Here is a 23,767-nt window from a genome sequence, read left to right as displayed (position 1 = left end):
TTAATAATGTAGGAGGATTGATACAATGAAAAAATCCAAAATTATGGTTTTAGTTTTTTCGCTTTTAATGCTTGTTTCTCCCGGACATTTAGTCCAGTCGACGTATGCAAACGAATCTGATGTTCAAAAGAACACAGTAACGATAATGCATACAAATGACATGCATGGCCGATTTGGTACAAAGGCACTCGGTCTTGCTCATATTAAAACACTTAAAAATCAGATAAACCCCTTACTCATGGTTGATGGCGGTGATGCATTTCAAGGATTACCGATTTCAAATGTTGATAAGGGAGCAGGTATGGCCCATATTATGAATGCCGTGGGTTATGACGCCATGGTTGTTGGTAATCATGAATTTGACTTTGGAACCGCAGTTGCTTTGGGAAAAGAAGAAGGATTTGGCCAAATTTTAGATTTCCCCCTATTATCTGTGAATACAATCTATACAGAAGACCAAAAACAAGTTTTTAAAGCTTCTGAAATGATTGAAAAACCTAATAGTCATTCAACCCTCATTGAGAAACAGGGATATAAAATTGCTGTTATGGGTGCGACCACGCCAGAAACTCAGACAAAAACCCATCCTAAAAATATCGAAGGAATCTCGTGGAAAGACCCAATTCCGATGGTTATCGAAGAAATGACAAAGGATTCTTATAAAGATGCAGATATCTTTGTTGTTTTGACACACTTGGGTATTGATAATGAAACTAAAGTAGCATGGCGTTCGGATACGCTTGCAAAGACACTCTCTGAAAATGCTCAAACGAAGGACAAAAAAATTCTGATTGTCGATGGTCATTCACATACACCGATTGAAGAAGGCATCCATGTTGGGGATAATGTCGTGCTCGTTCAGACCGGAGAGCACCTGAATAATGTAGGGGTTGTAACGCTAAATCTGGATGATTTTAAATCCAGTACTGCTGAACTTATTTCCCTTAAGGAAACGGATATAGAACCTGATCCTGACATTCTAGATCTCATTAAAGCATCAGATGCTTCTTATGCAGAAACCACTTCGGCAATTGTTGTTGAGAATAATCCAATAAACTTTAACGGTCAACGCGATTTTGTACGTGTTCAAGAAACCAACCTCGGTAATATTATCACCGATGCGATGGTTGCATATGGCAAAGAAGGATTTAAAAACCCAACGGATTTTGCAGTTGTAAACGGTGGTGGAATTCGTGCAGATTTAAAAGCCGGTCCGCTCACATTAGGAGATGTAATTAGTGTGTTACCGTTTGGAAACGTAATGTCGCAAATATCCGTTAGTGGACAGCAGGTTTGGGACATGTTTGAATTCTCATTGCGTACGGATGTTCAAGAAGCACTCGATCATAACGGACTTCCAAAATTGGGTTCAAATGGGGGCTTCTTACATGTTTCGGACACAATCCGCATTCATTTTGACCCAACCAAGGAAGCATTCAACCGCGTTCTTGGAATTGATATTTATGACGCCACTCAAGATACATATCTGCCAGTCGATCTGACAAAAACATATCACATGGCAACTAACGACTTCCTTGCGGCTGGTGGGGACGGATACACAATGTTAGGGGGGCCACGAGAAGAGGGTCCATCCTTAGACACTGTATTTGCGGAATTCCTTGAAAACAATCCTGCGATAGATTGGAATGTTTATAACGAGACTTTGAATCCACAACGCATTCTTGCCATGCTTGAGAAAGATTACGTTATTCCACAAGAACCAATCTTAGTTACGGAGAATCTCGTAAAGGCAATGGAAAAAGCAAAAGAGATTGATCCAACAGTATATACAGAAGAAAGTTATCAAACCTTATCAGATGCAATTGAAAAGGCAGAATCGTTATTGTCACAGTTAAGTAAGCGTGTGGTACATCCTGTGACGCAAGACGATATCGATTCCGCAGTTCAGGCAATTGATAGTGCGTTGGCTAACTTAAAACCAAAAGATGTCGTGGTAATCGAAAAACCAAGTGTTTCACCGAAACAACCGGTTGATAATGTCAAAACCAATGTATCTAAAACGAATACAGCAACGCTACCAAAGACTGGAATCGTTTCAAATTCCTTTTATGGATTTGGGGCAACGCTATCGACGATGGGATGGATGCTTCTTAAACGTAATCATCGAAAATAATAAATTGGAGAAGGCTTAGAAATCTAAGTCTTCTTTTATAAAATAATAAAATTTTTAAAAGAGTGTCATTCATACTCCACCCTCAAATAAAATTTAATGGGTGAAAAATATTTTGATATTGCGTCTTTCATTCACACGAATTTTACACAATCTTCCATGGTTTATAACTTTAAATTCGCTTCGTATCTGTGTTAGAATAGTATTACAAAAGAAAGGGAGGGTCATGTATGAAAAAAATCTTTCCATTAGCAATCATTGGTGCCGCAATTGGAGCTGCCGGTTATTATATGAACCAAAATAATAAAAAACATGTTGAGAAAACGATTGAAACTCTCGATGATATAAGCCGATCTGCAGAAGATACGGTATCCGAACTTGCACAAGAAATTGATGAATCGGAAGAAGCTTAGTAAAACTAAGCTTTTTTTAGTTTTAATGGCACAAATATGATAAAATATCATAAGTAAATATAATAAAAGGTGAGGTACACTATGAAAGATACACTAATTGAACGACTAGTTCGTTATACAAAAATTAATACACGTTCGGATGCTTCTTCAAATACGATTCCATCATCAAAAATTCAATTTGATCTTGCGGAAGTTCTTTATAATGAATGCATTCGAATTGGCTTGGATAAGGTCTCAGTTGACGAACATGGTATTGTGACAGCACTTTGTCCTTCTAATATTGATTATGATGTTCCAACTATCGGCTTTATCGCTCATATGGATACGGCAGATTATAATTCGGAAAATGTACAGCCACGCGTTATTGAAAATTACGATGGCAACGATATTATACTTAATGAAGATTTGGGTATCGTATCAACAGTTTCCATGTTTCCTAGTTTAAAAGATTATGTGGGCAAAACATTGATTGTAACAGATGGTACAACATTACTGGGTGCGGATAATAAAGCTGGAATTACTGAAATTATGACAGCTATGGAATACCTCATTGAACATCCTGAAATTAAACATGGTGATATTCGTGTTGCCTTTACCATTGATGAGGAAATTGGCACGGGTGCTGAAAGTTTCAACGTTGAGGCTTTTGGGGCTGATTTTGCCTATACAGTTGATGGTGGTGCGCTGGGTGAAATGGAATATGAGACATTCAATGCGGCGGAGTCTGTAGTAACGATTAAAGGTGTTTCCGTTCATCCTGGCTCTGCGAAGGATACAATGGTTAACGCATCAGTTGTTGCACATGAATTCTTTGCAGCGATACCATCTTTAGAAAGACCGGAACATACGGAAGGTTATGAAGGGTTCTACTTGCTTACAGAAATGTCATCGAACATTGAAGATGCAAAAATGACTTTCATCATTCGTGATCATGATATGGATCAATTTGAAGCGCGTAAGGCGTGCTTAAATAAGATTGCGTCAGAACTAAATCAAAAATATGGTTATGAAGCAGTTAATGTTCATACAACAGATACGTATTACAATATGAAAAATATCATAGAGAAAGATATGAGCATTGTTGAACTTGCCAAAAATGCCATGCAATCAGTAGATGTAGAACCGATTATTGCCCCAGTGCGTGGTGGTACGGACGGTTCACGGTTATCTTATATGGGTTTACCTACGCCAAATCTCTTTACAGGTGGCGAGAATTTCCATGGTAAACATGAATTTGCAGTTGTAGAAACAATGGCTAAAGCAACTGAGGTTATTATTGCAATTTCAGAATTAAATGCGAAGCGTTAGTTTGGAGTGATTAGAATTGAAACAATTAGCAGTTAAAGATTTGACGTTCTCATACGATGGCACGCGCAATGCTGTTGATAACGTCTCATTCAATGTAAAAAAAGGTGATTATGTAACCGTAATTGGACACAACGGAAGTGGTAAATCAACGCTTGCTAAATTGATTATCGGGTTACTTGAAGCAAATAAGGGTCAAATCGAAATTGATGCGTTAACCCTTAATTCCGATAATGTGTATGATATCCGTGAAAAAATTGCGATTGTCTTTCAAAATCCGGATAATCAATTCATTGGTTCTACTGTACGCGATGATATTGCGTTTGGTCTTGAGAATCGAATGATTGATCCAACGGAGATGGATGCCCTTATTGAAACTTACTCGAAGCGAGTAGGGATGGAAGATTTTTTAAATCATGAGCCCACCAAATTAAGTGGAGGACAGAAACAACGTGTTGCTATTGCCGGGGTTTTGGCAATGCAACCCGAACTCTTAGTTTTAGATGAAGCAACCAGTATGCTCGATCCAAAAGGGAAAAAAGAAGTTAATGATTTAGTTCACGAGTTGCATACAGAAAATAAAATGAGCATTCTCTCAATTACTCACGATATTGAAGAAGTGACGATGAGCGATTATGTCATTGTTATGAACGAAGGCAAGATTGCCATGCAGGGGACACCTGAAGAAATTCTTGTTCAAGCAAACAAACTTATTAAACTTTCTTTAGACATTCCTTTTAGTCTAAAATTCTATCTTGCAATGAAAAAAAACGGTATTGTTTTAACAACACCGTATGATTTAGAAGGGATGGTGGATGAGTTATGTCAATTACGTTTGAAGAAGTAAGTTATGTGTATTCACCCAACTCACCGTTTTCGCACCATGCCTTAACGGATATCAATACTTCTATTGAAACCGGAAAAATCACAGCGATTATTGGTGCTACTGGTAGTGGGAAATCAACCTTGGTACAACATTTAAATGGCTTGATACAACCTACGAAAGGAACGGTAACAATCGGGGATCATAAGATCGTAGCGAATGAAAAAACGAAAAATTTAAAAATGTTACGTTCAAAAGTAGGTCTTGTTTTCCAATTTCCTGAAATGCAGTTATTTGAAGAAACCATATATAAAGATGTGGCATTTGGGCCGAAAAATTTTGGGTTTGATGAAAATCAAATCCATGAATATGTTATCCAAGCATTGACACTTGTCGGAATTAAACCTGAATTATGGGAACGATCACCCTTAGACTTATCGGGAGGGCAAAAACGTCGTGTGGCGATTGCAGGTGTCTTAGCTACAAATCCGGATGTTATTGTTTTGGATGAGCCTACCGCAGGACTTGATCCTCAAGGAAGTAAAGATATGATGGATTTATTCGTACGTCTCAATACAGAAATGAAAAAGACCGTTATCATGGTTACGCACGATATGGATCATGTGTTGCGTTATGCGGATAATGTGCTCGTGTTAGACCATGGTTCCGTATATTACGATGGTCCGGTACGAACTTTCTTTGACGAACCACAAAAACTGGAAGCTCTAGGATTTGTGGCCCCTAAGGTTCTTCAACTAAAACAACGGTTAATGTCTTGTGGCTTTGATACTAAGGAATCATTGGATCTTCAAGAAATTGCTAAGATGATTAAGGGGGACTTATAATGAACGATATTGCACTCGGACGTTACGTACCTTTAGATTCTAAAGTTCATCGTTTGGATCCGCGGATCAAAATAATTGCAATGTTGGTCCTTATGGTGTCGATTTTCATGGTCAAAAATGTATGGGCCAATTTATTTTTGTTTTTCTTTTTTGTATGTGCAATTTTAAGTTCGAAATTAACTTTTCGATTTATTGTTAAATCGTTAAAACCAATGGTATTTATGTTGTTTTTCTTATTCATCATGAATATGTTTTTAATTCGTGAAGGTGAGTTACTGATTCAATTAGGTTTTATTAAGATTTATAGTGGTGCCCTTTACCAAACCGCATTTATTGTGACACGATTAGTGCTTATGATCATGGTCACAACGCTGCTTACAGCAACAACGGCACCACTCGATTTAACGTTGGGGATTGAAGACTTATTAAATCCGCTAAAAAAAATTGGTGTACCATCGCATGAAATTGCTATGATGATTTCGATAGCACTACGATTTATTCCAACGTTAATTGAGGATACGCAACGAATCATGGATGCACAGGCAAGCCGTGGTGTGGACTTAAAAGAAGGATCGTTTAAGGAAAAAATAAATGGAACGATTTCAATGCTAATTCCACTCTTTGTGTCAATTTATCATCGTGCGGAAGATCTTGCGGATGCAATGGAGGCACGTGGTTATTATCCTGGTAAAACCAGAACGCGTTACAAACAATTACGTATTAAATTTTCAGATTGGTTTATATTGTTTCTCTGTGTTGCGGTACTTGTAACTGTTATTGCCCTTGGTCGTGTTTTATGAGATTCAAGGCAACCGTACAGTATGATGGTTCAACGTTTCATGGTTGGCAAAAACAACCACAAAAACGGTGTGTTCAATCGGAACTTGAATCCGTACTCGCAAAGATTAATAAGCAAGCTATTCCCATAAGCGGCTCAGGGCGTACCGATGCTGGGGTCCACGCTTATGGTCAAACGTTTCATTTTGATAACCTAGTCCAAATGAACGAGGAACAGCTGTGGCGAGCTCTTAATGCGCTCTCACCGGAGGATATCAACATTCTTCGTGTTGAAAAGGTCGAACCTGATTTTCACGCGCGTTTTGATGTGATTTCGAAGACGTATGAGTATCGCCTCAACACAGGCCCGTATAATCTTTTTGAACGCAATTATGTGTATCAATATAATAAACCTTTAGACCTTAAGGCGGTTCGAACGGCGATGTTTGAATTTGTAGGGACTCATGATTTTACTTCGTTTAATGCTACAGGGCTTGATGAGATTGCGAATCAAGTTCGAACGATTACAAACTTTGAGTTGTATGAATCAGAAGATTGCTTACGTTTCGTAATTTCAGGGGATGGCTTCTTACGGTATATGGTGCGAATGATTGTTGCGACTTGTGTTGCTTGCGGGAGCGGAAAATGTCAACCACAAGATATTTCTAAGATGCTTAAAGCACGAGATAAAAACAGTGTTTCATACAATATCGATGCATGTGGTTTGTACTTGATGAAAGTTCAATATAAATAAAGTATGTTTTCTTGACATGGGGCGTTAAAAAGCATACAATAGTAATCGGCACTTTATGCCAATAGTAGCCCCGGAAACTACTTTTGGTTTAGGAGGAAATTATTATGCGTCAAACAACTATGACGAAACCAGCAGAGGTTGTACGCCAATGGTACATCGTCGACGGAACGAACATGACACTAGGTCGTCTTGCAAGTGAAGTTGCACATGTATTACGTGGTAAACACAAACCTACATATACACCGAACGTTGATGGTGGAGATTACGTTATCGTAATCAACGCTGACAAAATTAAAGTCAGTGGAGATCAAGAATATAAGAAAATGTACTACAATCACTCACACTACCCAGGTGGTATGAGAGAACGTTCAACACGTACAATGCGCGAAACATACACAATCGAATGGGTTGAAAGAGCTATTCACGGTATGTTACCACACACACGTTTAGGCGATAAACAACGTACACACTTATTTGTATACAAGGGCGAAAACCACCCTCACGCAGCTCAAAAGCCTGTGGAAATGGTTATTAAGGGATAGGAGAACATATGACAACAAAAAACAAAAACGCTGTACAATACCTAGGTACAGGACGTCGTAAGACATCTGTTGCTCGTGTTTATTTAACTCCTGGAACAGGTGTGATTACAATTAATCACAAACCAATTGAAGAACATTTACCTTCAGAATTGTTACGTATGACAGTTCGCTCACCATTTGAAGTTACTTCAACACAAGATACATTTGACGTAAACGTTAATGTAAAAGGTGGCGGATTAACAGGACAAGCCGGAGCAATCCGTCATGGTATCACTCGTGCTTTAATGGAAGCATCAGCAGATTACCGTCCATTGTTAAAAGCAGCTGGATTCGTTACACGTGATCCACGTGCTAAAGAACGTAAAAAACCAGGTCTACGCGGCGCTCGTCGTGCACCTCAATTCTCAAAACGTTAATCATTCGATTTATGTTTGGAAAGCTCTCGCTTATGCGGGAGTTTTTTTTATGGAGCCCCCATTAGTTAAGGGGGAAAAGAACATTAAAAATCACCTTACAAGCACTTTTGAAAGGAAATATGACAAATTTCAAGATATCAATTGACACCCTTATTTTTAGATGTTATATTGTTATGGCAGTTAAGAAATGGGCCTGTAGCTCAGTTGGTTAGAGCGCACCCCTGATAAGGGTGAGGTCGCTGGTTCGAATCCATTCAGGCCCACCATTTCTTTAAAAATTTTGGGGTTTTAGCTCAGCTGGGAGAGCGCCTGCCTTGCACGCAGGAGGTCAACGGTTCGATCCCGTTAAGCTCCACCAATTTTAAATTCACAACCATCTTCGGATGGTTTTTTTTGTATAAATTATCAGATGATAATAGTTATTAGAACACATAATTATTAACTGAATATTCTATCGATAGGATGATGGCTTATGAAAACACTAGAATATAACTACAAGCAGGTAAACGAAGCTGAGCAGTAAATATCACAATATGGATTTGGCGCGAATCATAATCTAAAATTGAGCATTCTTTTGGGGTGAAGTAGTTTCGAAAAGTGCTGTGTTAAAATACAAGATGATTAAGGGTCGTTCAGAGGTCGTTCCAACGAAGAAATAAAATCAGTTATTTTATCTAATATCTTGTTTATAAAGTATTGTTTTTACGATTAAGTTATGATATTATAAATACATGAAATACATGGGGTTTTAGCTCAGCTGGGAGAGCGCCTGCCTTGCACGCAGGAGGTCAACGGTTCGATCCCGTTAAGCTCCACCAAATTTCAATTCATTAACGACACTTTGTGTCGTTTTTTTAATATATTTGTGGTGTGTTAGCGTAATGTCTTTGTTGCTTGGATATCCAAACTTTAGTTGTGCTTGATATAATGGATTTAAGTGCAGATTAATCATAAAGCTTCATCTATATAATTGTTCGGTACAAAATGAAATGTTTATTGCCTTGTATGTGCGCACACACTCGTTTTAAGGGTCATATGACTTCGCCAAGCGTAGTAGGGTTAAATATATCTGTATTGTCTCTTTCGGGCTAACAATGTGTCTTAAAGCATGGATTAAAGACTCGCGTTTTTAAACATGGGCATTTCATTCTACATATCCTTAACTAAGCGCTATACTATTTATATAGGAGGAATGTAGTATGAATAATTTATATGAAGAAATGAATTTGTTTTTAGCAGATCAAATTGTTTTAGGGATGAAAATTCATAATATCCATTGGTTCCTTAAAGGTGAAGGATTTTTCCCCGTTCATGAACAAATGGATACGTATTATGAAGAAGCAGAAGAACGCATCGATGAGGTAGCGGAACGTTTGCTTACAATAGGGGCAAAACCTGTTGGAAATCTTGAAACAGTTCTTAAAATGACATCAATTAAAGAATTAGATCAAGCGTGGAAAACAGCTAAAGAAGGTTTTGAACACTTAATTGTGGACTTCGAGCATATGAATCGTTCGGCATTACGACTTGTTGAACTTGCGGAAGCTGCAAATGATCCAGGAACTGCTGATTATTTCACGGCGGTATCTCAGGATCTTGGGAAAAACTTATGGATGTTTAATGCTTATATCCGTGACTAAATTTCAGTTTAAAAAGTGCGTTAACTGACGCACTTTTTTTTATATTTATCGGTGAGTGCAACCTAAAAATCACGTTTCTTGAGTTTCTTTTTTATTTGTGAGTTTTATCGAAAAACTTGTTGACACGACTAGGTGGGAATGGTATATTAATAAGGCAGTTAAGAAATGGGCCTGTAGCTCAGTTGGTTAGAGCGCACCCCTGATAAGGGTGAGGTCGCTGGTTCGAATCCATTCAGGCCCACCATTTCTTTAAATAAATTTTGGGGTTTTAGCTCAGCTGGGAGAGCGCCTGCCTTGCACGCAGGAGGTCAACGGTTCGATCCCGTTAAGCTCCACCAATTTACTTATAAACAAACGTCTGTAACGAGTATTGATTACTTATTACTGGCGTTTTTTTTATTTTGAATGCAGAATGAAACAGTTAAGGCAAAGTTCAAGAGTTCGCTCAATCGTGGGTATTTGTTCTGAAATAGAAATAAGCACATCCGACATAACTTGCTTGCCCTTTATGTTTACCCAAAAGCCAGTTTAAGTTGATTTTGGTGATGTAAAAGAACGCACTTACAAAAAGTGATAATTGTTTGAAAATCTTATTGACACACTATGTTTTGGGTGGTATATTATTAAGGCAGTCAAGGAAATGGGCCTGTAGCTCAGTTGGTTAGAGCGCACCCCTGATAAGGGTGAGGTCGCTGGTTCGAATCCATTCAGGCCCACCATTTTAACTTGACAATATGATTTGGGGTTTTAGCTCAGCTGGGAGAGCGCCTGCCTTGCACGCAGGAGGTCAACGGTTCGATCCCGTTAAGCTCCACCATATATAAATTAACACATGACTTCGGTCATGTTTTTTTTCTTTAATGGGAACTTTTATTAGGAATACATTGAACAGTCCGTGAAATGTCCGTTATTTTTAAAATTAACCGTTATAATGAAAGATAGAGGTGGAACTATGATTAAAACAATTGATGTACATAATTATGATGTAATGAGACTTGTGGATGTATGGGAACAGTCGGTACGCGATACCCATGATTTTGTCACAGAAGAAATGATTGATGCTATGCGTCCGGAAGTGCATACTGCTTTTGCTTCAATGGATGCGGTAGTCGTTTACGAAGAACATAATACCGTTTCTGGATTTATGGGTGTATTAGATCAAAAAATTGAGATGCTTTTCCTTGATGGCGTCGCACGTGGTCAAGGGATTGGTGCGAGCCTCATTCAATATGCCATAAAGACATTAAACGCTGATCGCGTTGATGTGAATGAACAAAACTACCAAGCTCGAGGATTTTACGAACATTTGGGCTTTGAGGTGTTCGATCGATCAGAATATGATGGGGCAGGTCGTCCCCTCCCTATTTTACATATGAGACTTGCTTAACCATTCTTTTTAGGATGGTTTTTGTATGATTGGCGTCAGAGCAGGAGAAATGTTAATTTTATTTCATATTCACCGTTTTTTCACGTGGTATTATGAGGATGGTCGAATTTTATAAATGGAGGCATACTATGCAATTATTGGCTGCACAATCACAGTCTATTATGGATTTAGGAATCCACGTAATCTTAGGTGGATTCGGTTTATTTATGTTAGGAATTAATCTATTAGGAGATGGCTTTAAAAAAGTAGCGGGAAATCGTATGCGGGATTATATTGATAAATATACGAGCAATCTTTTTTCTGCAATTTTAGTTGGGGCCTTGATTACGGGAATTATGCAATCAAGTTCTGCTGCAACGGTGATTTCAATCTCGCTTGTTCGTGCTGGTTTAATGCGTTTAGATCAAGCTATTGGGATTTCCTTGGGAGCGAATATTGGTACTACGGTAACGGCGATTATTGTCGGTCTCAACATTGATGAGATGGGTTACTTTTTCTTATTTGTAGGGGCGATGATGGTACTATTCTCATCACGTCGTGATATAAAAAATTACGGTCAAGTCGTACTTGCGTTCGGATTGACTTTTGTAGGGTTGCAAATTATGAGTGAGAAACTCATGTTGATTCAGCAAATGCCATTCTTTGAGGCTTTGATGGTTCAATTGTCGGATCATCCTTGGCTTGCGATGTTAGGTGGTACGGTGTTAACGGGTATTATTAATTCATCCTCAGCTACCATAGCGGTCGTTCAAAAAATCTATGGAAACGGCGGCATGTCAATTGTGGCCGCCACAGCTTTTGTTTTCGGATCAAATATTGGTACCACGGTAACCGCACTCTTTGCGTCAATGGGTGGATCCATCGCGACGCGTCGTGCTGGACTTTTCCATACCATGTTTAATGTTATTGGTGCTGTAACGATGATGCTCTTTGTAACGCCTTATTCACAATTTATTCTAAAGTTAAATGGTATGATGGGCGGAACGGATGCAATGGCTGTTGGGATTGCGCACTTTGTCTTTAATCTCTTCTTTGCTATTCTTGTTATTCCGTTTGTACCTGCATTCATTCGTCTTCTCAAGATTTTAATTCCGGGCGAAGATAAAATTCGCAGTCGCGAAAAATTAAAACCTTTGGATCGTGATATTATTCATACATATCCAGAAGGTGCACTTCAACTTGCGAAAGCACGCACAACAAAAATGGGTGATTTGGTTCTTGAAGCGGTTGATGCGTCCCATGCATATTTGCACTCTAAGGATGACGAGGATTATGAAGTGGTGATGCAACTTGAAGGAATGGTTAATCAACTTGATACGGAACTGACTGAGTATTTACTTGAAATCATGAAACACAGTAATTCGGACTCGCATATTGCGGATACCTACACGAAGTATCTTGAAGTCATTAAGAATTACGAACGTATGAGTGACCTTTCGACAAATCTTGTGGAGTTTTATCGTATGGTATTTGAAAATCGCGAAGATTTTTCGAGCGATGCGCTGCATGATTTGGATACAATGTATAAATTATTGATGGATATGATGAAACGTTCGTTAAAAATCTTTGATACCGAGGATTTATCGCGATTTGAGGCGTTGATTCGTGATGAAGAGTATTTAGACCTTATTGAAGACAAATACCGCGAGAAACACTTCCAACGCATGGCTGAAGGTATTTGTGATGAAAAAGTTGCGAGTTCAATCTTTATTGATGTTCTTGGAATACTCGAACGTATTGGTGATCATGGCGTTAATGTAGCGCGTTATGTGAATTCTGCAGTGGGTGTGCACGAGATGCATGAAGAAATTTCATTAAAAGCAAATAATTAACTTTAAAGACTGAAACGTAGGTGTTCAGTCTTTTTCTTTTAATAAAAAATATTTACCATGCTTGATAGATATTGTGATATTATGTTAATGGTCTAAATTTTTTATGGAGGAAAGAATGAATAGTTTATTCTTGGCAACTCAAAATCCATCGTTTTCGGATTTGGGTATTAATGTCATTCTAGGTGGATTCGGCCTTTTTATTCTTGGAATTAAATTTCTTGGCGAAGGATTAAAAGAAGCTGCAGGACCTAAAATACGAGATTATATTGAAAAATACACAAGCAATACCGTTATGGCCATTTTAGTTGGGATTGCCATTACGGCAATCATGCAATCGAGTACTGCCGCAACGGTTATTTCGATTAGTTTGGTTCGAGCTGGTTTAATGCGCTTGGATCAAGCAATTGGTATTTCAATCGGTGCGAATGTCGGAACAACCGTTACAGCGCTTATGATTGGATTGAATGTTGATGAATTAGGATTTTACTTTTTATTTGTCGGTGCTATGATCATGGCTTTTTCGAAACGTAAAAAGTATAAAAATATTGGGCAAATTTTATTTGGGTTTGGAATTACATTTGTGGGGTTAAAACTCATGAGTGATAAATTAATTCTTATTCAAGAATACCCATTCTTTGAAGCATTTATGCTTAAGATGTCACAAAATCCATGGCTTGCATTGATGGCTGGGACTGTGGCGACGGCGGTGATTAATTCTTCAATGGCCGTTATTGCATTGGTTCAAAAGATCTATGCCAATGGGGGCATGTCGATGGTAGCTGCATCGGCGTTCGTGTTCGGTTCAAATATCGGAACGACCCTTACAGCGGTACTTGCCTCGATAGGTGGATCAGTTTCTACACGTCGAGCAGGTTGGTTCCATGTTATCTTTAACTTTATGGGTGCGATGATTGTAATGATTCTTATTGAACCCTACTCGGCCTTTATCATTCGTGTTAATGATTTGATTGGTGGTTCGCCTGCTTTTGCGGTTGGACTTAATCACTTCTTTTTTAACCTGATATTTGCGATCGTGATTATACCGTTCGTACCGGCGTTTATTCGACTCATGGAATTCTTAATTCCTGGAGAAGATAAAATTAAAGAACGTGAAAAAATTAAGCCTTTGGATTATGGCTTAATTGAAACCTTCCCGGAAGGTGCTTTGCAGTTAGCACGTAACACAACCGTTAAAATGGCTGACTTAGTGCTTGAATCTGTAGAAACCTCAAACCAGTTCTTGCATTCACGCGATATGGAAGATTATGACGTTGTCATGCAACTTGAGGAAATGGTTAACGGTCTTGATACAGACTTAACAAAATATTTACTTGAGATAGCAAAACAAACGGATGTATCTGGACATATAACCGAAGAATATACTAAAAACTTAGAAATTATTAAAAACTATGAGCGTATGAGTGATCTCTCGACAAATCTTGTTGAATTTTATAAAATGAGTTTTGAGAATCGTGAATCGTTTTCAGAAGATGCACTCCGTGACTTGGATACAATGTACCAACTTTTAATGGATATGCTGCGACGTTCTACAAAGATTTTTGAACGTGAAGATTTATCAGGCTTTGATTCACTTTGTCGTGACGAAGAGTATATGGATCTAATCGAAGAAAAATATCGTGAAAAGCATTTCCAACGTATGGCAGAAGGAATCTGTGACGCTAAAGTTACAAGTTCGATCTATATTGATATTTTAGGAATCTTGGAACGCATTGGAGATCATGGGGTCAATATTGCTCGTAATATGTTTTCAGCAGTAAAATTGCACACTTCTGACGAACACTAAAGGGGGTAATGATGAAGAAAATTTATTTTGCAAGTCCACTTTTTACACATATGGAGTTTCGTTATAATGCGGAGGTTGTGGCACAAATTCGTGCTGCTTATCCTTCAGTTGAAATCTATCTACCTCAGGAACAGATGGAGATTAATGATAAAAATAGTTACGCTAATTCAATGATGATTGCAAAAGCGGACACGGATGCATTATTAAAATCGGATTTAGTGATTGCAGTCTTGGATGGTCAAACCATTGATGCGGGTGTGGCGTCGGAAGTCGGCGTTGCCTATCAAGCCAATATTCCAATGATTGGACTTTATACTGACAGTCGCCAACAAGGTGCTCAAAATCTTGAAAAAATCCATGCATTGCGTGAAGTTGGTGAATCACAATTTTCTTACGTAAACCTTTACACTGTTGGATTGATTAAACTCCAAGGTACAGTTGTAACAGACGAACAAACACTGATTGAATTAATTGGTGAAATATTGGGCCTTTAAGTCCCAAAGTTGACATCGCTGATATTATTTTGTACAGTAACATTAACAAAAGGCGGTGGGAACATGAACAGAACTTCTTTCTAAATCATTAATCATAAAATAGGAGGAAGTTTTGTCATGTTTAATTTTAGTCTTAATATTAAGACGGAAACAGGACGCGAACTGATCGCGTCTTTTTCTATGTCTGTAAATCAAAAAGATCGTATTGCATTAATTGGGGAAGAAGGGAATGGGAAAAGCCTCACCCTCAAAGCGCTCGCAGGTCGCGATGAATTTCAAAACCTACAGGTCACGAAAACAATGAGTAAGCCATCCTTGGTTTTTGGATCTTTAAATCAAGAGTTGAATCAAAATGAATTAGAAACGGATGCGTTATCCTATATCATTTCGGATCAATGGGATCTTTACGGGTCTTTAGGGCGAATCATTAAGGAGGTATTGCCAACCTTAGGGATTGAAGACCTGGATCGACCACTTCATTCCTTTAGTGGTGGTGAACGAGTTCGCTTACAAATCATGCGTTTGATGTTGCATCCTTGTGATTGTTATCTCTTAGATGAACCCAGCAACGATTTAGATCTTGAAACATTGGAGTGGCTTGAATCTTGGATGCTTTCCCAAACAACGCCCATTATGTTTGTATCCCATGATCCAGTACTCCTTCGTAGGTGTGCTACCCGGATTGTTCATCTAGAACAAACACACCGTAAAACCCGTTCCACTGTCACCGTATTCGAAGGTACCTATGACGCTTATACTAATCTCTATTTGCATCACCATGACACACACAACCATGCTGTTAAGATGCAACAACAGGAAAAACAAAAGCAAGAAGATCGGTGGCGTCAACTCTACCAAAAAGTTGAACATCGACAACGAACACAGACTCGCCAAGATCCAGCCAAAGGGCGACTTTTAAAAAAGAAAATGCATAATATAAAATCTATGGAACGACGCTTTAATCGCGAAGTCATTCCTGAAAAATTGGATTCAGAATCTGCAATAAAACTAACATTTCCAACGCAGAGCCAAGTTCATCGAAAAAAAATACTGAAATTCGAATGTGAAACATTACAAATTGAGCAGCGAATTCTTGTCCGCGGAATTCATTTGGAAGTCTATAGTACCGATCGTATTGCTATTGTGGGTCGAAATGGAGTTGGGAAAACAACGTTGATTCACAAATTAATTCATGCGCTGGAAGGAGAGGTAGGTGTGATGCACCAGTCCTATGAGAAAAACATTTGTTTTGATCTCACACCGATTGAAAATTGTGTTCAGCAGGGTTCAAGAGAAGAACGGGGCCTCATTACCAATCACCTTGGTAGTTTGAAATTTACCGAGACAGAGATGAATACACCGATGCATTTATTATCTGGAGGTCAAAAGGCGAAAGTATCACTCTTAAAACTCGTCCTTCAAAATCCAAAGGTCTTAATTTTAGATGAGCCTACTCGTAATTTAAGTCCAATGAGTGTTGCTGCGGTATATGAGCTTTTGAATCAATTTGAGGGAGCCATTATCGCGGTTACACACGATCGAATGTTATTGGAGGCAGTCTTCGAAACGATTTACGAATTAACGGAAACTGGCTTAACTGAAATGCGGTAATATTTCCCGGGTGAACTTTTTGTGAAGAATATGGGTAGAAATATATTTGAGACTTATCGTGAAACCAAGTAGAATAAGTAATAAGGACGGTGGGAATATGAAAGAACATGTAATTCGATTAATGCCAGGAGATGATCTTTTACAAGGCATCGACGCCTATTGTAAGAAGTTCCAAATTACTTCCGGATATATTGGGACGTGTGTTGGGAGTTTGTCCCGTATCGTTTTTCGTAAAGGACATAATAAGAAAGAAATCCAATTAAACGGACCTTATGAAATTGTTTCATGTGTTGGTACGGTTTCAAAAGGTGGACATCATATCCATGCTTCAGTCAGTGATCTTGAATTTAAGGTGCTTGGAGGCCATGTTTCGTTAGGATGCATTGTAAAATCAACGGCGGAGATTGTGATTATAGAATTGGAACATTATCAGTTAACTCGCACTAAAGGAGAACTCTCTGGGTATAAAGAACTGGAGATTGAAGCTACGGGTAATGTTTGTAAAGAATCCTAAAAAAAGAACGGTTAAGAACCGTTCTTTTTTATTGATTGTTATTTTGCACGTTATTTTGTTGATTGTTTCGTGAGGACGCAAGTTCTGCGTCAACCGCAATCGCAATGCAAAGACACATTAACGTATCCGTATCATTATGAATATCCAATTCATAACTATCACCCCAACTAAACCATTTTTTTGAGAGTGTCATGATACGGCCGTGGGAACGTGAATCAACGGTGTAATTATGACCCGTTATGTTACCATTCAATTGCCAGTCGAGGTTATGAAGTGTGAACTTCATTTTAAAGAAAGTGAATTTTTGATTGAGTGCAGCTTGATGGTCAGGTGTTTCAAGAATATATTTAGATAAAAAGCGAAAGGGCTTTTGTTTGACTCTTGCAACGGGATGGTTTGAAACATCGTAGATTGTGAATTTACGACCAATACTCAAAAGGGATCCTTGCACCTGAAATTGAGTAGTACCATGCTGATCCTTGACATCAAAACGGTCTCGAAATGAAAAGACGCGTTGTTTTATATATAATTTCATAAAAAATCCTCCTTAGGTCTTGATTTGCTCGTGAATGAGTTGTACAATTTAAACACGCCGGCTTAGCTCAATTGGTAGAGCAACTGAATCGTAATCAGTAGGTTGGGGGTTCAAGTCCTCTAGCCGGCACCATAATCTTAACACCAGAAGGTGTTTTTTTTATATATACACAGTTTATCACATTCTATGTCAAGGGTCTATTTGTAACTTTCTGAAATATATAGAAATAAGATTTCATCTCATTGATTAACTGTAAGGGGTTTATATCCTTTGTTTAAGCGAAATGAATGAAATTTTATTTCAGAGAATTAGGCTACCAATTTGAAAATAGATTTGATATAATGACAATGTACATAAAGGAGAATATCATGGAAGGTTTAGAATTACTTAGTTTTCAAATGATTTCGTTTAATGGATCCGCTCGTTCATGCTTTGTGGAAGCGATTCAAGCCGCTAAAGAAGGCGACTTTGAAAGAGCAGAACAACTTATGGCTGAAGGTGAAGAACAATTTGTCGAAGGACATCGCGTTCATGCACAATTAATCCAACAAGAAGCTCAAAACGGTGCTACTCAAGTTAACTTATTGTTAATTCATGCAGAAGACCAAATGATGAGCGCAGAAGTATTAAAAATTATGGCTACAGAGCTTATTGACATTCATAAGAAAATTCAATAAGAGCTGTGGCTCTTTTTTTATTTAGGGCCTCATGGTACAATGCAATTAGTTAATCAAATACATAAAAATGAGGAGAATGTCATGTTAAAAGATAATAAAATTTGGATTGCACAAGGGGAACAGCCGGTGTATATTTTACCGCAAATGTTAAATCGTCATGGACTCATTACGGGTGCTACAGGGACAGGGAAAACGGTTACCTTGAAAGTATTAACGGAAGCATTAAGTGACTTGGGCGTGCCAACGTTTTTAGCCGATATCAAAGGGGATGTTTCAGGTCTTGCTGCTGCAGGGGTTGATAACTCTAATGTATCGAGTCGTGTTGAAAAATTTGGTGTTACTGATTTCGAATATAAAGGGTTTCCAGTTACTTTTTGGGATATTTACGGTAAAGGTGGCATTCCTGTTCGTACCACGATTTCGGAAATGGGTCCGGTAATGCTAGCAAAACTTATGGATCTCAATGAAACGCAAGCAAGTGTTCTGTCACTTGTGTTTAAAATCGCCGATGCTCAAGGTTTGTTATTGTTAGATATTAAAGATTTAAAATCGATGCTTGATTTTGTTTATCAAAATAATAAAGACTTGGCTGCACAATATGGGCTCATGTCAACACAGTCAATCGGGGCAGTGATTCGCAAAGTGGTATTCTTAGAAGAACAAGGTGCAGCTATTTTCTTTGGTGAACCAGCTTTAGATATTCAAGATTGGATTCGAACGGATGGCGATGGTAAGGGAATCATCAATGTTCTTCATAGTGTTGAATTATTCCATCAACCCACTCTGTATGCGACCTTCCTTTTATGGATGCTTTCAGAACTATTCGAAACATTACCAGAGGTTGGAGATCTTGATAAGCCAAAGATGGTTTTCTTCTTTGATGAAGCACACTTATTATTTAAAGATGTGCCCAAAGCATTGGTAGATCGGATCGAACTTGTTGTGAAGTTGATTCGTTCAAAAGGCGTGGGCGTTTACTTTATATCGCAAAGTCCCTCGGATATCCCGGATCGTGTGTTAAGTCAATTAGGTAATCGTATTCAACATGCCTTACGTGCCTATACTCCTGGGGAACAAAAACAAGTAAAAGCTGCTGCGCAAAGTTTTAGAACAAATCCTAGCTTTGATACGGAGAAAGCAATCCTTGAGTTAGGAACCGGTGAAGCAATTATATCGACATTGGATGAAAAAGGGACACCTCAAGTTGCGGAGCGTGCATTTGTGCTTCCACCACAAAGTCTTATGGCTGAGGTTGATTTGGGGTTGCGCAATATGTTAATCCAAGGGAGTCCATACAATCAAAAATATCGTGAACCAATTGATCGTTTTTCAGCTTATGAGTCGTTAGCGGAAAAAATGGCCCAAGCTGCAGTGGACCAAGCGAAGGAAGAAGCAACGCAAGCACTTGAAAAAGAGCGACTTGCTTTTGAAAAAGAAAAGATGAAATTAGAAAAAGAAAAAGAAAAACTACAAAATCGTAAGAAAACAAGCACACGTCATCGTCAAACACCTCTTGAAAAGGGAATGAACCGTACGATGAGCACAATCGGGAATGAATTAGGTAAAGCGATTACAAGAAATATTATGGGGATCCTTACTGGGAAGAAATGATAGCAATTGTTAACGCTTTCTTATGGACACTATTTCTGTTTGTTGTTATAATAGTTTCATATCAAGGAGGATATTATGAGAAAAATTATTTTATTGTGTTCAGCAGGTATGTCAACAAGTATCCTTGTTACAAAGATGCAAGAAGCAGCTGCTGCTCAAGGATATGATGTAGAAATTTCAGCTCACGCTGTTAGTGAAGCCGCACGCGTTGGCGCTGATGCAGACATCGTTTTATTAGGACCACAAGTTCGATTTAATTTAAGTACTGTTCAAAAACAATTACCTGAAAAACCAATCGAAGTTATCGATATGCGTGCATACGGTACCATGAATGGTGAAGCCGTTATCGCTGAAGTTAAAAAAGTTCTAGGTGACGCGTAAATTTTATAAAAATGTTAGTGAAAACTAACATTTTTTATTTTATAATGAATAGAGATTACGATGGAGGTTCAGATGAAAATAAATATCGTTTACTATACAGGATCAGGGAATACACAAATGATAGCCGATTCAATTTTTGAGGCAGTGGAGGATTTAGGCATTGAAGGCAGTAATGAGTTTGTAAGCAATGTGACAGCAAATGCGGTGATTGATGCGGATATATTATTTTTAGGTTCACCTGCAATGAATGACGAAAATGTTGAAGAATATGAATTCCGTCCATTTTTCGATGATTTACTCCCAATGCTTGAAGGAAAACGCGTCGTACTGTTTGGTTCCTATGATTGGGGCGAAGGTGTGTGGATTGAGAATTGGGAACGCGAAATTATTGATGCTGGCGGTATTGTTGAGCGGAAATTCGCATATCAATGGGAACCTACGGAAGAGCAATTAAAAGAAGCATATGAGGAAACGAAGATATTATTGACAATGTAAAAACTTTCATAGAATGTATAATTTACATTATTTGTGTAAAAATAGTTGACATTTTACATTTAAGCAGTATAATAAGTTCATAGATAGTTCAACTATCTAAAAAAACTTGTCCTTTAGACCATCGCTCATAGATAATCTATTTCCTCAAAATTATATAAATTAAGTATTCCTCCAATAATACTGACGATGGATCTTTTAAAAAAACACATCACTCCCAGATGTGTTTTTTTTGTTTGTTGTGAATGAACTAAAATCGGTTCATTCAGACCGAAATAATGGCTTGTTCCACCTTTTTTAAGGGGTTTAGAACACTTTACTGACGAATTTATGATGAAAACAATCTCGAATGACGAATTTTTGGCTTTTTTAAAATGAAGGAATACGGTATAATATTAACAAGTGAGGTAAGTCTATGAGAGTAATGTATCCTGGATCCTTTGATCCGATCACAACAGGCCACATCGATTTAATTGAGCGCTGTTCAAAGATGTTTGATCATGTTGTTGTTGCAATTATGCTTAACGAAAAAAAATCAGGAACGTTCACGATGGAAGAACGTTTAGAGATGGCACGTGAGTGCTTGGTTCACCTTGATAATGTGGAAATTGTTATCGGTGAAGGACTTACCATCGACTTTGCCCGTCATCAATCTTGTTCAATTTTAGTGCGAGGAATTCGCGCAGTCATGGACTATGAGAATGAGTTGCAATTGGCAACATCAAATCGGGTTCTTAATGAATCAATTGAAACGCTATTTTTAGTAGCTTCACCTAAGTATTCCTATATATCTTCAAGTGTTGCGCGTGAAATTGCGCATTATGGTGGTGATCTCAAAGGATTCGTACCTGAGAGTGTTGCTAAACGACTTTATCAAAAATATGACATTCAGGTTTAGATGCACCATGCGGCTTTAGCTCAGTGGATAGAGCAAGTGCCTCCTAAGCGCTGTGTCACAAGTTCGATTCTTGTAAGTCGCACCAATTATTTGTACTCTTGAATTAAGGTCAAGAGTTTTTTTATTGTTATCATTGTTTGCAATGGCGCATAGGTGTATTCAAATGAATTTATGATATAATGTCTATTGCAAATATAAATTTATACAAATGTGAATCAAAAGACTCATCCGATGAGTTCAAGAGAGGATTATATTTATGAAAAAAAATGCAATAGTTTTAATATTGCTTATGGTATTTAATAAATTCTTCGGTATATTCCGTGAATTATTATTGGCGAAATATTATGGGGCAACTGCTATTACGGATGCCTACATTACTGCATCAGCAATTCCTAACTCCTTGTTTAGTTTTATTGCGACAGGGATCACGACATCTTTTATTCCCATCTTTAGTAAGATTCATAAAAAAGAAGGTGAAGCAAAGGCCGATGCATTTACAAGCAATATTATTAATATACTGTTGATTGTCTTTATGGGTGTAATTATCCTAGCTGAAATCTTTACTGAGCCCCTGGTCCGTGTTTTTGCTTCGGGGTTTAATGCTGAAACTATGGCGTTAGCGGTTTCCTTTACGCGCATAACGTTGCTTGCAGTTTTTTTCCAGGCGATTCTCGCCGTGTTACAAGGTTACCTGCAAATTAAGGAACGTTTTGCGGCACATGGTATCAGTTTTGTTATTTTAAATATTGTTATTGTTATTAGTATTATACTATCCAAAGGAAGTTCTGTTTACTTGCTTGCTTATGGAATTACGCTTTCTATTGTGTGTCAGTCTTTATTTATCATTCTTGTTGCGAAACGATCGGGATATAAGCATCAATTTAAAGTTAAAGTCAGAGACGAACACATAAAAGTTATGCTTGTGATGGCGGTTCCTATTATTATCGGATCATCCATTGATCAAGTGAATGCGATATTTGATAAAACGATTGCATCCGGTATTATTGAAGGCGGTATTTCAATTGTAAACTACTCAAATAAAATCAGTGATTCGATAATTGGATTATTTGTTAGTTCCATTATTACGGTGCTCTTTCCAGCTATGGCAAAATTTGCTGCCAACAATGATCATGAGGGCTTAAAGAATTCAATCTCTAATACATTGGTTGCGGTTAATATGATTGTTGTTCCTGCAACCTTGGGGATGATGGTCTTATCACAGCCTCTCGTTCAACTTTTCTTTGGCCGTGGGGCATTTACACCTGAAGCTGTAGCCTTAACGTCAAACGTTCTTGTAGCGTCCTGCTTGGGTCTTGTAGTCAATGCGAATGCAATGATACTACTACGTGTTTTCTACTCGATGGGCGATACTCGAAGACCGGTTGTTTACGGTGCGATTTCCGTTGCATCAAATATTGTCGCAAGTCTAATTTTTGTTCAATTTATGGGTCTGCCGGGTCTTACATTAGGGACTAGTGTTTCCAAACTGGTTTACTTTATCTTGATTTACTACTTCTTGTATAAGATGATTGGTGATTTTAATAATAAATATATTTTTAAAACCGTGGGCAAATTAATCGTTGCAGGTTCTATTATGGCGGTATGTGTTTATTTCGCATATCCAATGATCAGTCCTAATTTCAGTCTAGTGATCAGTTTAGTACTGGTTGTAATGCTGGGAATACTTGTATACTTTATTGTTGTTAAGTTTATGAAAATTGATGAATTTGACCATGCAGTTGAAAGTGTTAAAACAAAAATGATGAGTATTATCAAACACTAAAAGTTCTCTTTGGAGAACTTTTTTGCTTTATACTAGCGATAATATCTATTTTTTTAGACGTGTAAGATCAATTGGATGGTATCAATAGAAAATTTGACATGT

At 38.0% G+C, this 23,767-nt stretch carries 23 protein-coding genes and 9 tRNA genes; 31 read left to right on the top strand and 1 reads right to left on the bottom strand.

From position 1 onward, the window contains the following. Nucleotides 1-25: 25 nt before the first annotated feature. The 23 genes from B096_RS0103940 to B096_RS0103820 all read left to right on the top strand — a co-directional run bounded on the left by B096_RS0103940 (nucleotide 26) and on the right by B096_RS0103820 (nucleotide 17,288). Nucleotides 26-2,134: a 5'-nucleotidase C-terminal domain-containing protein gene (locus B096_RS0103940; RefSeq protein ID WP_018579477.1), complete on the top strand. Its 2,109-nt coding sequence runs from the start codon at nucleotides 26-28 to the stop codon at nucleotides 2,132-2,134. A 227-nt stretch (nucleotides 2,135-2,361) separates the two neighbouring features. Further along, nucleotides 2,362-2,544 (top strand): hypothetical protein, encoded by a 183-nt coding sequence (locus B096_RS0103935; RefSeq protein ID WP_018579476.1) that lies wholly within the window; start codon nucleotides 2,362-2,364, stop codon nucleotides 2,542-2,544. Between the two features lie 81 nt (nucleotides 2,545-2,625). Further along, a complete protein-coding gene (pepT, locus tag B096_RS0103930; protein ID WP_018579475.1) occupies nucleotides 2,626-3,852 on the top strand; it encodes a peptidase T in 1,227 nt (408 codons plus the stop codon). Between the two features lie 16 nt (nucleotides 3,853-3,868). Then, the gene (locus tag B096_RS0103925) at nucleotides 3,869-4,696 is read left to right on the top strand and encodes an energy-coupling factor transporter ATPase (protein ID WP_018579474.1); all 828 of its coding nucleotides are present in this window, start codon (nucleotides 3,869-3,871) and stop codon (nucleotides 4,694-4,696) included. Beyond that, a complete protein-coding gene (locus B096_RS0103920) occupies nucleotides 4,672-5,517 on the top strand; it encodes an energy-coupling factor transporter ATPase (RefSeq protein WP_018579473.1) in 846 nt (281 codons plus the stop codon). Before B096_RS0103925 ends, B096_RS0103920 begins: the two co-directional genes overlap by 25 nt. After that, complete coding sequence (locus tag B096_RS0103915) at nucleotides 5,517-6,317, top strand: energy-coupling factor transporter transmembrane component T family protein (RefSeq protein ID WP_018579472.1); 801 nt, start codon at nucleotides 5,517-5,519, stop codon at nucleotides 6,315-6,317. The genes B096_RS0103920 and B096_RS0103915 overlap by 1 nt, the downstream gene beginning before the upstream one ends. Continuing rightward, the gene (gene truA, locus B096_RS0103910) at nucleotides 6,314-7,048 is read left to right on the top strand and encodes a tRNA pseudouridine(38-40) synthase TruA (protein ID WP_018579471.1); all 735 of its coding nucleotides are present in this window, start codon (nucleotides 6,314-6,316) and stop codon (nucleotides 7,046-7,048) included. Before B096_RS0103915 ends, truA begins: the two co-directional genes overlap by 4 nt. Before the next feature lie 104 nt (nucleotides 7,049-7,152). Further along, the gene (gene rplM, locus B096_RS0103905) at nucleotides 7,153-7,590 is read left to right on the top strand and encodes a 50S ribosomal protein L13 (RefSeq protein ID WP_018579470.1); all 438 of its coding nucleotides are present in this window, start codon (nucleotides 7,153-7,155) and stop codon (nucleotides 7,588-7,590) included. 8 nt (nucleotides 7,591-7,598) lie between these two features. Continuing rightward, a complete protein-coding gene (gene rpsI, locus B096_RS0103900; RefSeq protein WP_018579469.1) occupies nucleotides 7,599-8,006 on the top strand; it encodes a 30S ribosomal protein S9 in 408 nt (135 codons plus the stop codon). A gap of 189 nt (nucleotides 8,007-8,195) precedes the next feature. Next, nucleotides 8,196-8,272 (top strand) — tRNA-Ile (locus tag B096_RS0103890). Nucleotides 8,273-8,288: 16 nt separating this feature from the next. After that, a tRNA-Ala gene (locus tag B096_RS0103885) sits at nucleotides 8,289-8,364 on the top strand. Nucleotides 8,365-8,748: 384 nt separating this feature from the next. After that, nucleotides 8,749-8,824 (top strand) — tRNA-Ala (locus tag B096_RS0103880). Nucleotides 8,825-9,205: 381 nt separating this feature from the next. Beyond that, nucleotides 9,206-9,646: a Dps family protein gene (locus B096_RS0103870; RefSeq protein ID WP_018579467.1), complete on the top strand. Its 441-nt coding sequence runs from the start codon at nucleotides 9,206-9,208 to the stop codon at nucleotides 9,644-9,646. A 167-nt stretch (nucleotides 9,647-9,813) separates the two neighbouring features. Next, nucleotides 9,814-9,890, top strand: a tRNA-Ile gene (locus B096_RS0103865). Nucleotides 9,891-9,908: 18 nt separating this feature from the next. Next, nucleotides 9,909-9,984, top strand: a tRNA-Ala gene (locus B096_RS0103860). 304 nt (nucleotides 9,985-10,288) lie between these two features. Further along, nucleotides 10,289-10,365 (top strand) — tRNA-Ile (locus B096_RS0103855). A 22-nt stretch (nucleotides 10,366-10,387) separates the two neighbouring features. Beyond that, nucleotides 10,388-10,463 (top strand) — tRNA-Ala (locus B096_RS0103850). Nucleotides 10,464-10,598: 135 nt separating this feature from the next. Then, a complete protein-coding gene (locus tag B096_RS0103845; protein WP_018579466.1) occupies nucleotides 10,599-11,033 on the top strand; it encodes a GNAT family N-acetyltransferase in 435 nt (144 codons plus the stop codon). A gap of 128 nt (nucleotides 11,034-11,161) precedes the next feature. Beyond that, nucleotides 11,162-12,865, top strand: coding sequence for a Na/Pi cotransporter family protein (locus B096_RS0103840; RefSeq protein WP_018579465.1), 1,704 nt, complete (start codon nucleotides 11,162-11,164; stop codon nucleotides 12,863-12,865). 115 nt (nucleotides 12,866-12,980) lie between these two features. Further along, nucleotides 12,981-14,669, top strand: coding sequence for a Na/Pi cotransporter family protein (locus tag B096_RS0103835; protein ID WP_018579464.1), 1,689 nt, complete (start codon nucleotides 12,981-12,983; stop codon nucleotides 14,667-14,669). An 11-nt stretch (nucleotides 14,670-14,680) separates the two neighbouring features. Further along, entirely contained in the window at nucleotides 14,681-15,163 is a 483-nt protein-coding gene (locus B096_RS0103830; RefSeq protein ID WP_026254109.1) for a nucleoside 2-deoxyribosyltransferase, read from the top strand. A 117-nt stretch (nucleotides 15,164-15,280) separates the two neighbouring features. Further along, nucleotides 15,281-16,774 (top strand): ATP-binding cassette domain-containing protein, encoded by a 1,494-nt coding sequence (locus B096_RS0103825; protein ID WP_018579462.1) that lies wholly within the window; start codon nucleotides 15,281-15,283, stop codon nucleotides 16,772-16,774. A gap of 97 nt (nucleotides 16,775-16,871) precedes the next feature. Continuing rightward, nucleotides 16,872-17,288 carry a PPC domain-containing DNA-binding protein gene (locus B096_RS0103820; RefSeq protein WP_018579461.1) on the top strand — a complete coding sequence of 139 codons (417 nt, stop codon included), beginning with the start codon at nucleotides 16,872-16,874 and terminating at the stop codon, nucleotides 17,286-17,288. Nucleotides 17,289-17,316: 28 nt separating this feature from the next. Here the strand turns inward: B096_RS0103820 and B096_RS0103815 are convergent, their stop codons facing one another. Beyond that, a complete protein-coding gene (locus tag B096_RS0103815; RefSeq protein ID WP_018579460.1) occupies nucleotides 17,317-17,823 on the bottom strand; it encodes an LURP-one-related/scramblase family protein in 507 nt (168 codons plus the stop codon). A gap of 56 nt (nucleotides 17,824-17,879) precedes the next feature. Between B096_RS0103815 and B096_RS0103810 the strand changes: the two genes are divergently transcribed. The 8 genes from B096_RS0103810 to murJ all read left to right on the top strand — a co-directional run bounded on the left by B096_RS0103810 (nucleotide 17,880) and on the right by murJ (nucleotide 23,665). Then, nucleotides 17,880-17,955, top strand: a tRNA-Thr gene (locus B096_RS0103810). Nucleotides 17,956-18,191: 236 nt separating this feature from the next. After that, nucleotides 18,192-18,500 carry a PTS lactose/cellobiose transporter subunit IIA gene (locus B096_RS0103805; protein WP_013853133.1) on the top strand — a complete coding sequence of 103 codons (309 nt, stop codon included), beginning with the start codon at nucleotides 18,192-18,194 and terminating at the stop codon, nucleotides 18,498-18,500. An 81-nt stretch (nucleotides 18,501-18,581) separates the two neighbouring features. Next, a complete protein-coding gene (locus tag B096_RS0103800) occupies nucleotides 18,582-20,111 on the top strand; it encodes a helicase HerA-like domain-containing protein (protein WP_018579459.1) in 1,530 nt (509 codons plus the stop codon). Nucleotides 20,112-20,186: 75 nt separating this feature from the next. Then, entirely contained in the window at nucleotides 20,187-20,492 is a 306-nt protein-coding gene (locus B096_RS0103795) for a PTS sugar transporter subunit IIB (RefSeq protein ID WP_018579458.1), read from the top strand. 72 nt (nucleotides 20,493-20,564) lie between these two features. Then, complete coding sequence (locus tag B096_RS0103790; protein WP_018579457.1) at nucleotides 20,565-20,987, top strand: flavodoxin domain-containing protein; 423 nt, start codon at nucleotides 20,565-20,567, stop codon at nucleotides 20,985-20,987. A gap of 412 nt (nucleotides 20,988-21,399) precedes the next feature. Further along, nucleotides 21,400-21,882, top strand: coding sequence for a pantetheine-phosphate adenylyltransferase (gene coaD / locus B096_RS0103785; RefSeq protein WP_018579456.1), 483 nt, complete (start codon nucleotides 21,400-21,402; stop codon nucleotides 21,880-21,882). 9 nt (nucleotides 21,883-21,891) lie between these two features. Continuing rightward, nucleotides 21,892-21,967: transfer RNA gene (locus tag B096_RS0103780), tRNA-Arg, on the top strand. 171 nt (nucleotides 21,968-22,138) lie between these two features. Then, a complete protein-coding gene (murJ, locus tag B096_RS0103775; protein ID WP_018579455.1) occupies nucleotides 22,139-23,665 on the top strand; it encodes a murein biosynthesis integral membrane protein MurJ in 1,527 nt (508 codons plus the stop codon). Nucleotides 23,666-23,767: the final 102 nt, after the last annotated feature.

The sequence above is a fragment of the Erysipelothrix tonsillarum DSM 14972 genome, assembly GCF_000373785.1.
In the GTDB taxonomy this organism is placed as follows: domain Bacteria; phylum Bacillota_I; class Bacilli_A; order Erysipelotrichales; family Erysipelotrichaceae; genus Erysipelothrix; species Erysipelothrix tonsillarum.
The sequence above is the reverse complement of the archived record's forward strand: the minus strand, read 5'-3'. Positions and strand labels throughout refer to the sequence as shown.

Bases quoted from the DNA above. Each gene is read 5' to 3' on its own strand.
- B096_RS0103815 (WP_018579460.1), bottom strand. From the start codon at position 17,823: ATGAAATTATATATAAAACAACGCGTCTTTTCATTTCGAGACCGTTTT.
- rpsI (WP_018579469.1), top strand. From the start codon at position 7,599: ATGACAACAAAAAACAAAAACGCTGTACAATACCTAGGTACAGGACGT.
- truA (WP_018579471.1), top strand. From the start codon at position 6,314: ATGAGATTCAAGGCAACCGTACAGTATGATGGTTCAACGTTTCATGGT.
- B096_RS0103805 (WP_013853133.1), top strand. From the start codon at position 18,192: ATGGAAGGTTTAGAATTACTTAGTTTTCAAATGATTTCGTTTAATGGA.
- B096_RS0103870 (WP_018579467.1), top strand. From the start codon at position 9,206: ATGAATAATTTATATGAAGAAATGAATTTGTTTTTAGCAGATCAAATT.
- B096_RS0103940 (WP_018579477.1), top strand. From the start codon at position 26: ATGAAAAAATCCAAAATTATGGTTTTAGTTTTTTCGCTTTTAATGCTT.
- B096_RS0103915 (WP_018579472.1), top strand. From the start codon at position 5,517: ATGAACGATATTGCACTCGGACGTTACGTACCTTTAGATTCTAAAGTT.
- B096_RS0103935 (WP_018579476.1), top strand. From the start codon at position 2,362: ATGAAAAAAATCTTTCCATTAGCAATCATTGGTGCCGCAATTGGAGCT.
- B096_RS0103840 (WP_018579465.1), top strand. From the start codon at position 11,162: ATGCAATTATTGGCTGCACAATCACAGTCTATTATGGATTTAGGAATC.
- coaD (WP_018579456.1), top strand. From the start codon at position 21,400: ATGAGAGTAATGTATCCTGGATCCTTTGATCCGATCACAACAGGCCAC.
- B096_RS0103845 (WP_018579466.1), top strand. From the start codon at position 10,599: ATGATTAAAACAATTGATGTACATAATTATGATGTAATGAGACTTGTG.
- B096_RS0103820 (WP_018579461.1), top strand. From the start codon at position 16,872: ATGAAAGAACATGTAATTCGATTAATGCCAGGAGATGATCTTTTACAA.
- B096_RS0103835 (WP_018579464.1), top strand. From the start codon at position 12,981: ATGAATAGTTTATTCTTGGCAACTCAAAATCCATCGTTTTCGGATTTG.
- pepT (WP_018579475.1), top strand. From the start codon at position 2,626: ATGAAAGATACACTAATTGAACGACTAGTTCGTTATACAAAAATTAAT.
- rplM (WP_018579470.1), top strand. From the start codon at position 7,153: ATGCGTCAAACAACTATGACGAAACCAGCAGAGGTTGTACGCCAATGG.
- B096_RS0103920 (WP_018579473.1), top strand. From the start codon at position 4,672: ATGTCAATTACGTTTGAAGAAGTAAGTTATGTGTATTCACCCAACTCA.
- B096_RS0103790 (WP_018579457.1), top strand. From the start codon at position 20,565: ATGAAAATAAATATCGTTTACTATACAGGATCAGGGAATACACAAATG.
- B096_RS0103830 (WP_026254109.1), top strand. From the start codon at position 14,681: ATGAAGAAAATTTATTTTGCAAGTCCACTTTTTACACATATGGAGTTT.
- B096_RS0103825 (WP_018579462.1), top strand. From the start codon at position 15,281: ATGTTTAATTTTAGTCTTAATATTAAGACGGAAACAGGACGCGAACTG.
- murJ (WP_018579455.1), top strand. From the start codon at position 22,139: ATGAAAAAAAATGCAATAGTTTTAATATTGCTTATGGTATTTAATAAA.
- B096_RS0103795 (WP_018579458.1), top strand. From the start codon at position 20,187: ATGAGAAAAATTATTTTATTGTGTTCAGCAGGTATGTCAACAAGTATC.
- B096_RS0103800 (WP_018579459.1), top strand. From the start codon at position 18,582: ATGTTAAAAGATAATAAAATTTGGATTGCACAAGGGGAACAGCCGGTG.